Below are 11,805 nucleotides of genomic sequence, written 5' to 3' on the forward strand. Positions count from 1 at the left end.
CCCCGGTTGGGGCCCCGGAGACGAGGAGCGGGCCAGGGGTCGCCGAGGCGGGCGAGGTCGTTGTTCGGGTCCAGGACGATCGAGGACACCCCGTGCAGCGCGCACTCCTCCACCAGGCGGCGCAGGAACACCGTCTTGCCGGAACCGGAGCCGGCGAAGACGGCGGTGTGGCGGGCCAGGACGCTCAGTTTGAGTTCCAGGGTGGCGCCGGTGTCCAGTCGCCTGCCGACCGGGATGATCGGGGCGCTCGAAGGCTCGGGTCGCTGCGGTACCTTGGCGGGCGGCTCGCCTGCCACGTCGCTGAGGATGTCGCCGAGCAGTTCGGTGCCGGAGGCGGGACGCCGGGCCCGCAGCCACAGGTCGAACTCCGGATCGTGATCGGCCTCCATCAGCCGCAACGCCTCGAACACCCGCAGGTCATCACTGCGCAACGGAATCGACCGCCCGCCGGAGTCCTCCAGGAGATCTAGCTGCTTCCGGGTGGAGGGACCGTCCGTCCATGCGTGGTTGCGCAGCACGATGAAACAGCGGTCGGGCGTCTTCGGCCCGATTCCGGACTCCGCCATGCCGTCCTTGAGCCGTTTGAGGGCGGCGATGTGATGCTTTGCGCCGATCACCCGGAACGTCCAGTGCCGTTGTTCGTCCGTGTCGGGGTCGAGCACCTGGCGCAGCCGGGCGTGGACGGGCGGCTTGTGGCCGGGCAGCGGATCGACGGAGAACCCGCGACCGGCCTCTCCCTGCTCGGTGATCCAGGCGGTAAGGCCGGCGGTGAGCAGTACGGGGGCGACCTCGTCCTCGTGCTGGGCGTCGAAGGCGTCCTCCACCTCGGCCTGGGCGCGGAGTTCCTTGAAGCGCGCGTCGAGCCTGCCGAAATCCGGCTGCGCCTCCAGGTGCCCGGGCGGCGGGATGATCACGGGAGCGTCGGTGGTGAATCGTTCCAGCGGACGTACCACGCCATCGGCCCGGCACCCGTCGATGTGCTCGCCGATCCTCTGAAGCAACGCTCTCGGTGTCAGGTTGGTGGCCGTGGCGAACGCGCCGGGCTCGATCGGCCACACCGGATGCGGCGGGTTGTAGCCCGCATCGGCGAACGCCACCTCGAACCGCCGCTCGACCAGTTCCCTGGCTACCTCGGCGGTCGGTATCGAGTTGAGGATCAGCGACGTACGGAACCTGTCCCGCGCGGTGTCAACGGCGTGATTGCTGATTCGTTCCCACGAGTCCGGCAGGCAGGCCACCAGGCAGAGCGTGCGCCGGGTCGCGTGGCGCAACGCCATGAGCCCACCGGCGACCTCATCGACCGTTTCACCGCCCGGTTCGGTGCCGGCCTGCTGCGAGCGCGGCAGCCGCAGGATCGCGTCGATCTGGTCCACCGCGATGACGCTCGGACCGGTCAGCGCCAGGATCGCCGACAGCTCGACGGCGATGTCGTGCGGCGGCTTGACCTGCCTGCTCATCCCCCAGGCCCGGCGATCACCCTCCTCGGCCTCCTCCGCCGACTTCAGGTGGTCGTGGGCGACGTCAACGCCCGGACCCTTGTCGGTGGCGTAGAGGGCGAGCGCCCGGATGGTGTCCTTGTAGTGCAGGAGTTGCCGGTCCTTGGCCCGAAGGCCGTTCACGAGGGCGTCCAGATCGTCCAGGGAGAGCCCCGACGGGCGCTCGGCCGCCGCCCGGATGCGGTCGCCCACTCCGGCGAGGTCGGCCAGTCCGTGCAGCGCCACCATGGCCTGGACGGGAACGTCCGCGCCGTTGGCCGGTTTGCCCAGGTCCGTCACCATCGCCCCGGTGGTCCGGCGCCAGAAATCATCTCCAACGCCGAACTCCACAAGGAAGAAGTAGCCGCCCGCCCGAGCGACCTCGCCTCTGACCCAGCCGAGCAGATGGGTCTTGCCCGCGCCGCCCGGCCCTTCGATCACCGCTCCCAGCGGGCTGGCGGTGGCGAGTCGGGACGCCTCCTCGATGCCGTCGAGGATCAGTCGCTCGGCCCTCGGGTGCATGCCGCCGACGTGGTAGGGCCGAGGGTTCCAGGCGTGCTCGGCGGTGGCCGTCCAGTCGAGGATGTGACTTATGGCGCGCAGCGCGCGCAGCTCCGGCTCACTCATCGCGCCTCGATCGCCAGCAGGTGCTTGCTCTGGCCGCCTATGAGCACGGCCGCCTCCCTGTCTTCGTCGCTCAGGGACTTCTGGTCGGCCCGGGGCACGAGATGGACTTCGGGGAGCTGCCCCATCTCGCGCAGCGTCTCATCCACCTCGTCACGGGGAACGTCCCCGAGGAGCGGCCGGATATGGGTGAGCAGCACCCAGTCCTGCGGCCGGCGGGCCAGTCGCCAGTAGGCGTCTCTGATGCTCTGGGTCAGGTCCACTGGTGCGGCGTCCATGGCACCTTCGCCGCGGGCGGTGACGACGAACTCCGCCAGGCTGATGTCCCGGACGTCGAGGTACCCCTTGAGCACGCCGAGCACCCCGTACAGCACCCGCCCAAGCGGGCTACCGGCCCTTCCCGTTGGGGCAGTGGCATCGAGTTCCGCCACACATCGGGCCCACCCCTTCTCGGTGAGCGCGTGATGGTACGTCTGCCCCTGTTTCTCGCTCTCCACCAGCCCGGCGGCGTTCATCCGCGTACGCGGAGCGCCCACGAGCGTATTGCCCACATGGTCGCGCAGCTCATTGTTGGACGCCGATCCGCCGAGGGTCATCAAGGCGAGGAGCAAGGCCCGCTCCAGGGGTTTGAGCTCGATGTCGTCCATGGTCAGGTGGTCTCCTCGGGTCGATCGGCCGACAGGGGGCCGAAGCCGGTGGCCACCAGTTCGCGGCGGCCGTTGACGTTGTGGAGCGTGCCTTCGGCCCGTACGGGGGTCCCGCTCCGATGTGCCGTGACGGCCAGGTCGTACGCCGCCTCGCCAGGCAGCCGCACCCAGATGAGCTTGTCCGCCCCATCCGCCTCGGTCACCAAGACGCCGCGTACCTGGACCCGGAACCGGTCCCGGTCGCCATCGTCGCCGAGCATGACGATGCGGCCGGTGACCGATGCGCTGCCGCTGGGCAGGCGGCGGAAGCGATGCGCGGCCATGCTCAGCACGGCCTTCGTACCGGGGTCGAACACCACCGTCCGCGCGGGCACCTCGGACGGCGCGGCCCTGGCCCAGCGAAAGCCCGCCTCCATCCGGCGCTCAGGGTCGGCCCCGGCCATCTGGGCGAGCGCGGCGCACAGGTCGGCCGACACGCCGTCCCGCACGATGCCGTCGAAGACGCCCATGTCGCGCGTCTCGTGTACCTGGGCGACGGCGTCGCGCAGCAGCACCATCGCGCGCTGGAGAAGGATCAGCGCACGGCGGGCCAGCGGGATGCCGTCAGCTTCGTCACGTTCCAACGGGACGCGGATCGTCAGGACGTCCGTGGACGGCACGATCGGCCCGACCCGCACCCGGGCCAGCAGGTCCCGCACCTCCCGGGGCGGCGCTCCGGCGAACACCGGCCGGCCGGGGGCCAGTACCGCACGGGCCGCCGCGGTGAGGGCCGCCTGCGCGCTCTCGAACGCCACGGCCGCGTCCCCGAGCCCGAGCCGGCCGTCCGCCGGGAAGATCGGCGATCGGTACCACTGCACGTCGGCCATGGGCGCGCCGATGTCGGAGGCGATCTCCTCTCGGGACCGGCCCTCCAGCCGGGCCAGCAGCGCCAGGATCTCCCTGACCCGCCGCGGTCCGTCGGCGAGGTCGTCCGTGCCGGGCACGAAGATCTCATGGTCACCCTCGCGCAGCCAGACGGCCGCACCCCGCCACTCCTCCGGCTGGCGCACCCAGCCGGTCACGGCGAGGTAGCTGTTGATGTCGGCGCCCGACAGGCCCGTGCTCACGCGGGCGCCCCCACGAGTTCGCGCAATGCGCGAACCGTGAGGACGTTGCCGAGCGGCAGCCGCACGGCCCGCCGCCGCTTTCCGCTCGGCTCATCGACCGGCCGCTCGCCCTCGAACCCCCGGTAGTAACAGAGCCGGCTGAGCGTCAGGCCCTCGGTCTCCACCCGCGCGTACCGCTCCCGGTCGGCGGGGACCACGACCACGAACAGGTAACGCGGCACGAGAAACGGCCCGGCGACGAGCTTGTTGTACTGCAACTCGTTCAGCCCGTCGTAGTACAGATCCGGCCCTTTGCCCGAGGGCACGGACCACGACTTGACCTGCACCTCGATGGCCGGCGAGGCGATATGCCCCGCCCTGCCCGGATAGCGAAAGCCGAAATCGATCCCATCATGGTCGATATCGTCTTTGTAGACGATGAGCCCGGCCGCCGAGGCCAACGCCCTGACATAGTCTTCGGCGAACTTGCCCTGATGGTTCCGCTGGTCCAGCACGCTGAGAGTATCGTCCGAACGCCCCACGGACGTTTCGGTTTCTCCGCTGTTGATGCGTGATCGGGTCCTTTTCCCACCCCGGCCGGCCGCGAAAGGCGACCAGATGAGCACCACCTTTGTCCGGGATATCACCCCGCGCGAGGCACTGCGCCGCATCGAGGTCACCCCCGGCCCCCTTGGCGACTCCGAGTCAGGCGTGGCGGCGTACGCGGCCCATGGCGGGACGGTGCTGATCGACCACGGCTGGTCCGAAATCGTCTACCTCAAAGCCGACGAGCTTTCCATAGGGGCCGCCGCCGCCACGGTCCGCGCGACCACCAGCGTCCACGACTTCACCGCGCTGGTAGAGGGCGGAGATGCCGCCGTGGGCGTCCAGGGCCTTGCGCAGGCGGGTCTGGGAGTCGACGAACCAGTCGAGATAGGCGTCCCAGTCTTCGGTGTCCTCGATGCTCCCGGGCCGGTAGACGGCTATCCGGCAGGCGATCTTGTCAGGTAGGGGCTCGTAGATGAGGAGGCCGCCGTAGGCGGCTCCGAGTGCTTCCCGGTCGGCTTGCAGGACGGCGAGCACTCGATCGTTGGCCGCGGCCTCGCCGCCGAGGTACGGCTCGCTGCGTAACTTCTTCCAGGAGAAGGAGACGCCGTAGTAGATGCCCGTCACCCCGGCCGGTAAGTCGAACCAGTTCTGGGCGGGCGGCTTGCGCGCCCTGGTCCACCCGGGCCGCTGCGAACGCGCCCGCTCGATGAACCGCTCCCAGAACTGCTGGTACGCGAGATTCCGACCGGCCACCGCGGGCGGACCCGCCTGCTTGACCCGCTTACGCCGGTCATTGGGCTGCACCACCACCCGGAACAACGGCGCCGGCACCGAATTCCCCCACCCTGACCAGGCGGATCTCCACACCGAAGAACCGCGTGTTCTCGTCGGTCACGGCGTTGAGCCATTCCAGCGCGGCCCGATGTTCGTCTCGAAACCCATGTACCACATCCTCGTCACCACTCATGCCCGCAGAGTAACCTCACCGCCAGCACCTCGCGCCCGGTATGCGCTTCCACGCACCAGAAGCACGCCGTGGCACTACTCGATTAGATAGCAGGAGTGCACGCCCCGCATCCAATCATGGTCGAACTCACGTCCGGTGATCCTTCCGATGAACACAAAGGCAGAAGTGACACCCTCCGCGAGGGTCGGACTGTAGCCGTCGATCGCCAACTGCTCCAGGTCGATCCACTCGTCGGGGAAATCCTCCTCACCGTCCTCTTCATGCGTCTCCGACCATTCCACGTACTCAAGCCATCCTGCGGACAGGTCAGGGTCGGCACGCCAACTCGTATCGCTCCAGTCGAACCGCAGATCTTCCCCGTAGGCGTCGAGCGCACGCGGATCGCTCCCGCGCCGCCCGCTGGGCCGGTAGATGTCCATGCCCATGATGTAACCGCCGTTGGCCGAATACACGAGGGTCCTCGGGCTGTTCACGTGCCAGTCGAGAGACAACGCTCGGCCTCCCATCGACAACTCGTCGAGAGCGTCCATGGATTCTGTACCCCGGAGTTGCAGCACCTGGGTCACCTGTCGTTCAACTCGCCAATCCATGCCACCCCGATGCCCCCAGGAAATTCGCGCCGCCCCAACTCGCCCCAACTCAGCGCCACCTCGCTGCGGAGATCCGCCCCCAGAAGCCGCGCGGTGTCACGGACACTCCAGTTCTCCACCCATACACCCACAAGTTCGGTCCCAATTGATAGGATGGAGCAAGGTGCCACAAGCGCTCCTGTATCTCACAAGACCTCCCTCCACGACACGGCGAACCCTGCCCGACAACCGAAAGGTGAGGGCCCTCCAGGCCAGACGCTGCTTCAGACCCTCCGTCCCTGGGATGCCCTTAATCTCGCTGACACTCTCGTAGGTGTGAGTGCCAGCAAAGCTTAGTGACCGCGAAACGGTTCGGCCTCGACGCCTGCCCCGTAAGCCGGCCGCTCGACGAAGAGAAGTATCGTTGGCAGCCACATCACGCCACTGACAAGATCGGCCGGAGTTTGGGGGGCGGTGGTATAGGGGCGACGACCTTACCCTCACCCATGCGTACGCCCCATTTCGCTACGGCGGGTCGGATTGGCGAGTAGCCGCATGCCTTTCAGGTAGGTACGAGCCCATCTGAGGCGGTACTCGATTTCTGTGCTTGGTCCGTCGCCATGCAGGATGGACCGTTGCTCTTCTGTGAAGTGTTGCTGCCGCTGAACCTCAGCGTCTATTTCGGAGATCGACGCGGAACCGCCAAGGCTTCGAATGGCGCGGATGGACGGCCACAGGAGCTCTCGGTACGAGGGGAGATCGGGCTTGCTCACGAAGGGATCATGTCAGGCAACACCGACAATCGTTACGTCCCTTGGCGAGACCGCCGGTATCTCCGCGTGGGCGGGGCAAGGGCGACCGAAGGGCCACAGGGCCGCTCACCTGGCCGACCAGCGTATCCGGCCCGCCTTCGAAGGTACGGCTAGAAAGATGCGATCGGGGGCGAGGACGCGGGTCACGCCGTCGGCGTTGGTGGTGACGAGGATGGGGATGCCGTGTCCACGTCGCGCACTCCTCGTCCCTTCACCTGATCACTTGCCTGAGAGAAGCCGACTCGCGGAGTACTTCGGGCATGCAGATCCCGACTGCACCCTTCGTGTCTACGCTCATATGAAGCCGAGCTCCTATGACCGCGCCAGCGGCCTCCGACCCGATCCGGCCGCCCCACACGGACCGGGGGGGCGGCTGGTAGATCGGACTACTTGAGGAGCTGGCGGGCCATGACCATGCGCTGGATCTGGTTGGTGCCCTCGTAGATCTGGGTGATCTTGGCGTCGCGCATCATGCGTTCGACCGGGTAGTCGCGGGTGTAGCCGTAGCCGCCGAGGAGTTGGACGGCGTCGGTGGTGATTTCCATGGCGGCGTCGGAGGCGGCGCATTTCGCGGCGCTGGAGAAGAAGGTGAGGTCTTTGGGTGGGGTGCCCTGGGTGGCGGCTTCGGATTTGGCGGCGGCGGCGTAGGTGAGCTGGCGGGCGGCCTCCAGCTTCATGGCCATGTCGGCGAGCATGAACTGCACGCCCTGGAAGTCGGCGATCGGCTTGCCGAACTGCTTGCGTTCCTTGACGTAGCCGAGGGCGTAGTCGAGGGCGCCCTGGGCGATGCCGAGGGCCTGGGCGGCGATGGTGATGCGGGTGTGGTCGAGGGTGGCGAGGGCGGTGCGGAAGCCGGTGCCCGGGTCGCCGATCATGCGGGAGGCCGGGATGCGGACGTCCTCAAGGATGACCTGGCGGGTCGGGGACGCCTTGATGCCGAGTTTCTTCTCCTTGGCGCCGAAGCTGACGCCCTCGTCGCCCTTTTCCACCACGAAGGCGGAGATGCCGCGGGCGCCTGCGGCGGGGTCGGTGACGGCCATGAGGGTGTAGTACTCGGACACGCCGGCGTTGGTGATCCACATCTTGGTGCCGTTGAGCACGTAGTGGTCGCCGTCGCGTACGGCGCGGGTCTTCATGGCCGCGGCGTCGGAGCCTGCCTCGGGCTCGGACAGGGCGTAGGAGAACATCCCGTCGCCGCGGGCGACCGGGGGCAGGTAGCGCTGTTTGAGCTCCTCGGAGGCGGACAGCAGCAGCGGCACGGTGCCGAGCTTGTTGACCGCTGGGATGAGCGAGGAGGAGGCGCAGGCGCGGGCGACCTCCTCGATGACGATGACCGTGGCGAGCGCGTCGGCTCCGGCGCCGCCGTACTGCTCAGGAACGTGTACGGCGTGGAAATCGGCCGCGACGAGGTCCTTGTAGACCTCCCACGGGAACTCCTCCGCCTCGTCGGCCTGCGCGGCACGCGGGGCGATCTTCGCTTCGGCGAGAGCCCGGACGGCCTGACGGAGCATGTCGTGCTCCTCAGCGGGCGCATAGAGAGGGAAGCTCATGGACAAATACTAGGACGTCCAACAAAACGCTTCCACGGCACGCCCACCGGGCATGGGTTCCCGCAAAGCGAGACGCAGTGGTTCACCCGGTGCGGAACATGGAACGCGAGGGGCCGATAGCATGCCCCGGCAACCCGACCAGGATGATTGGTCCATACATGATTGGCGCTGTCGAGAGGAGCGCAGACGTGGCGTATCGCCTCACGGTGCTTGGAACCGGCTATCTCGGCGCGACGCATGCCGCGTGCATGGCCGATTTGGGCTTCGAGGTGCTCGGCCTCGACGTCGATGCCGATAAGATCGAGCGATTGCGAGCGGGGGACCTGCCGATCCACGAGCCAGGGCTGCGTGAGGTGCTGGTCCGCAACCTCGCCAACGGGCGGCTGCGCTTCACCACGTCCTACGAGGAGGTGGCCGAGTTCGGCGACGTCCACTTCGTCTGCGTGGGGACGCCGCAGAAGCGCGGCGAGAACGCGGCGGACGTCTCCTACCTGGACGCCGTGATCGAGTCGCTGGCACCGCACCTGACCCGCGAGTGCCTGGTGGTGGGCAAGTCCACGGTGCCGGTGGGCACCGCGCAGCGGCTGGCCGACAAGCTGGTACGACTGGCGCCCTCCGGCGCCAACGTCGAGCTGGCCTGGAATCCGGAGTTCCTGCGCGAGGGCTTCGCCGTCCAGGACACCCTGCACCCCAACCGGATCGTGCTCGGCGTGGCCAGCGAGCGCGCCGAGAAGATCCTCCGGGACATCTACGCGCCGCTCGGCGAGGACGTCCCGGTCGTGGTCACCGACTACCCGACATCGGAACTGGTCAAGAACGCGGCCAACGCGTTCCTGGCCACCAAGATCTCCTTCATCAACGCGATGGCGGAGGTCTGCGAGTCCTCCCACGCCGATGTCAAGCAGCTCTCCCTGGCGCTGTCCTACGACGAACGGATCGGCGGCAAGTTCCTCAACCCGGGGCTCGGCTTCGGCGGCGGCTGCCTGCCCAAGGACATCAGGGCCTTCATGGCGCGGGCCGGTGAGCTGGGGGCCGACCAGGCGCTGACGTTCCTGCGCGAGGTGGACGCGATCAACATGCGCCGCCGCGCCCGGATGGTGGACCTGGCCCGCGAGCTGGTGGGCGGGTCCTTCCGCGGCTGTACGGTGGCGGTGCTCGGCGCGGCGTTCAAACCCAACTCCGACGACATCCGCGACTCGCCGGCGCTGGACGTGGCGGTGACGATCGGCCACCAGGGCGGCCGGGTGACGATCTACGACCCGGTGGCGCTGGACAACGCGCGCAAGGCGCACCCCGAGCTGACGTACGGCGAGTCGGCCATCGTGGCGGCGCGCGGGGCGCATGTGGTGCTGCTGCTGACCGAGTGGCAGGAGTTCATCGACCTGGACCCGGAGGAACTGGGCCAGGTGGTGGCGACCCGCAAGATCGTGGACGGGCGCAACGCGCTCGACGCCGAGACCTGGCGGGCCGCCGCCTGGCACTACCGGGCGCTGGGCCGCCCCTGAGTCTCCCGCAGCCGCTCGCCCTTGGCGTGGGCCTGGGCCCGCAGGTCGTCCTGGAAGGCGACCATGCGCTCGCGCAGCGCATGGTCGCCCGCCGCCAGGATGCGCACGGCCAGCAGCCCCGCGTTGCGCGCCCCGCCCACCGCCACCGTGGCCACCGGCACCCCGGCCGGCATCTGCACGATCGACAGCAGGGAGTCCATCCCGTCGAGGTACTTGAGGGGCACCGGCACGCCGATCACCGGCAGCGGCGTCACCGAGGCCAGCATGCCGGGCAGGTGCGCGGCGCCCCCCGCGCCCGCGATGATCACCGACAGGCCCCGGCCGGCCGCGCGCTCGCCGTACGCGATCATCTCGTGCGGCATGCGGTGCGCCGAGACCACATCGCCCTCGTACGGCACGCCGAACTCCGCCAGCGCCTCCCCGGCCGCCTGCATCACCGGCCAGTCGGAGTCACTGCCCATCACGATCCCGACGACCGGCGTCACGTGTAAATCCCTTCGGAGAGGTAGACCGCGGCGTGCCGGGCGCGCTCGCGTACTGAATCGAGGTCGTCGCCGAGCGCCGTGACGTGGCCGATCTTGCGCCCGGGACGTACCTCCTTGCCGTAGAAGTGCACCTTCACGCCGGGATCGTGGGCCATCACGTGCTCGTACCGGGCGAACAGGTCGGGGTCGTCGCCGCCCAGGACGTTGGCCATCACGACCACGGGCGCGGTCATGGAGGGCGAGCCGAGCGGCAGGTCCAGCACGGCCCGCAGGTGCTGCTCGAACTGCGAGGTGCGGGCGCCCTCGATGGTCCAGTGGCCGCTGTTGTGCGGGCGCATCGCCAGTTCGTTGACCAGCATGCCGGTCTTGGTCTGGAACATCTCCACCGCGAGCAGCCCGGTCACGCCCAGCTCGTCGGCGATCTTCAGGCCGACCCGCTGCGCCTCGGCTGCGTGCTCGACGTCCAGGTCAGGGGCGGGGGCCAGCACCTCGACGCAGATGCCGTCGCGCTGCACGGTCTCCACCACCGGGTAGCTGACGCCCTGCCCGTGCGGGGAGCGCGCGACCAGTACGGCCAGCTCACGCTCGAACGGCACGTACGCCTCGGCCATCAGGGCCACCCCGCCGGCCAGGACCTCGGCCGCCTCACCGGGGTCGTCGCAGATCCACACGCCCCGGCCGTCGTATCCGCCGCGTACCGCCTTGAGCACCACCGGCCAGCCGTGCTCCTCGCCGAACTCCCTGGCCTCCGCCTCCGTGGCCACCCGCCGCCACGGCGGGCAGGGCGCGCCCGCGGCGGTCAGGCGTTCACGCATGACGGCCTTGTCCTGGGCGTGGACCAGGGCCTCGGCGCCCGGCCGTACGGCGAGCCCGTCGGCGGCCAGGGCCGCGATGTGGTCGGTCGGCACGTGCTCGTGGTCGAACGTGACCACCGCGCATCCCTTGGCGAAGTCGCGCAGGTCGTCGAGGTCGCGGTAGTCGCCGACGCGGACGTCGGAGATGACGCGGGCCGCGCTCTCGCCGGAGTCACCGGCCAGCACGCGCAGATCGACGCCCAGGCCGATGGCGGCCTGCTGGGTCATCCGGGCGAGTTGCCCGGCGCCCACCACTCCGACCACCGGCATACCGGCATCAGGCATATCGTGGCTGCTCACGTCGGCCCAGCTTACCGGTGGTCACCGAACGGCCCGCCACAGCCAGGCGGCGAGCACCCCGGCCCCGGTCACGGCCTGCGCGGCGAGCGTGCCCGCGAGCGCCTGCTGGGCGGTGAGGGCCGTCAGGAACGGCAGGCAGCCGAGCACGGCGATGTCGATGCCGGTCAGCGCCCAGATGACCAGGCCCAGCGGGATCGCGCCGGCGGGGGTCTCCAAGATCGGCATCGAGTGGTCGATCGGCCGCCGCCCGGCCATCCGCAGCGCGCCCGCGGCGAAGGCGGGGGCGGCGAGCGGGGCGAACGGCAGCCAGCCGGGCAGCCCGAGGAACGCCAGCGCGAGCGCCAGCCAGGCGCAGCTCAGCAGGATGGGGAGCAGGCTTCTGG

The 11,805-nt window shown here is 69.3% G+C and carries 12 protein-coding genes and 1 pseudogene; 1 reads left to right on the forward strand and 12 read right to left on the reverse strand.

The annotated features are described in order from the left end of the window. From C1I98_RS26155 to C1I98_RS26190, 9 genes are all read right to left on the reverse strand, one after another. On the reverse strand, positions 1-2,102 hold a 2,102-nt coding region (locus C1I98_RS26155; RefSeq protein WP_146607631.1), incomplete at its 3' end, for a helicase HerA domain-containing protein. Further along, positions 2,099-2,746 carry a hypothetical protein gene (locus tag C1I98_RS26160; RefSeq protein ID WP_111170083.1) on the reverse strand — a complete coding sequence of 216 codons (648 nt, stop codon included), beginning with the start codon at positions 2,744-2,746 and terminating at the stop codon, positions 2,099-2,101. The genes C1I98_RS26160 and C1I98_RS26155, both read right to left, overlap by 4 nt. 2 nt (positions 2,747-2,748) lie before the next feature. Next, a complete protein-coding gene (locus tag C1I98_RS26165) occupies positions 2,749-3,852 on the reverse strand; it encodes a hypothetical protein (RefSeq protein WP_111170084.1) in 1,104 nt (367 codons plus the stop codon). Next, entirely contained in the window at positions 3,849-4,346 is a 498-nt protein-coding gene (locus C1I98_RS26170) for a DUF4365 domain-containing protein (protein ID WP_111170085.1), read from the reverse strand. Before C1I98_RS26170 ends, C1I98_RS26165 begins: the two co-directional genes overlap by 4 nt. 190 nt (positions 4,347-4,536) lie before the next feature. Further along, a complete protein-coding gene (locus C1I98_RS26175; RefSeq protein WP_158558185.1) occupies positions 4,537-5,211 on the reverse strand; it encodes a DUF4268 domain-containing protein in 675 nt (224 codons plus the stop codon). Next, positions 5,171-5,347: a hypothetical protein gene (locus tag C1I98_RS41715; protein ID WP_158558186.1), complete on the reverse strand. Its 177-nt coding sequence runs from the start codon at positions 5,345-5,347 to the stop codon at positions 5,171-5,173. The genes C1I98_RS26175 and C1I98_RS41715 overlap by 41 nt, the downstream gene beginning before the upstream one ends. Positions 5,348-5,421: 74 nt before the next feature. Beyond that, positions 5,422-5,913 (reverse strand): hypothetical protein, encoded by a 492-nt coding sequence (locus C1I98_RS26180; protein WP_111170087.1) that lies wholly within the window; start codon positions 5,911-5,913, stop codon positions 5,422-5,424. 503 nt (positions 5,914-6,416) lie between these two features. Then, positions 6,417-6,689 (reverse strand): winged helix-turn-helix domain-containing protein, encoded by a 273-nt coding sequence (locus C1I98_RS45810; protein WP_111170088.1) that lies wholly within the window; start codon positions 6,687-6,689, stop codon positions 6,417-6,419. A gap of 425 nt (positions 6,690-7,114) precedes the next feature. After that, positions 7,115-8,278 (reverse strand): acyl-CoA dehydrogenase family protein, encoded by a 1,164-nt coding sequence (locus C1I98_RS26190; protein WP_111170089.1) that lies wholly within the window; start codon positions 8,276-8,278, stop codon positions 7,115-7,117. 158 nt (positions 8,279-8,436) lie between these two features. Between C1I98_RS26190 and C1I98_RS26195 the strand changes: the two genes are divergently transcribed. Beyond that, entirely contained in the window at positions 8,437-9,783 is a 1,347-nt protein-coding gene (locus C1I98_RS26195; protein ID WP_233508193.1) for a UDP-glucose dehydrogenase family protein, read from the forward strand. Here C1I98_RS26195 and purE read toward each other — a convergent pair. The 3 genes and pseudogenes from purE to C1I98_RS41720 form a co-directional block, all read right to left on the reverse strand. After that, positions 9,759-10,244, reverse strand: a complete 486-nt coding sequence (gene purE, locus C1I98_RS26200) for a 5-(carboxyamino)imidazole ribonucleotide mutase (protein WP_111170092.1) — start codon at positions 10,242-10,244, stop codon at positions 9,759-9,761. The genes C1I98_RS26195 and purE overlap by 25 nt on opposite strands. A gap of 20 nt (positions 10,245-10,264) precedes the next feature. Further along, the gene (locus C1I98_RS26205; RefSeq protein WP_111170091.1) at positions 10,265-11,407 is read right to left on the reverse strand and encodes a 5-(carboxyamino)imidazole ribonucleotide synthase; all 1,143 of its coding nucleotides are present in this window, start codon (positions 11,405-11,407) and stop codon (positions 10,265-10,267) included. Between the two features lie 36 nt (positions 11,408-11,443). Continuing rightward, positions 11,444-11,805, reverse strand: a pseudogene (locus C1I98_RS41720) (DUF6297 family protein); the annotation flags it as partial.

Origin of the sequence: Spongiactinospora gelatinilytica (assembly GCF_003236385.1) — a bacterium.
GTDB lineage: Bacteria > Actinomycetota > Actinomycetes > Streptosporangiales > Streptosporangiaceae > Spongiactinospora > Spongiactinospora gelatinilytica.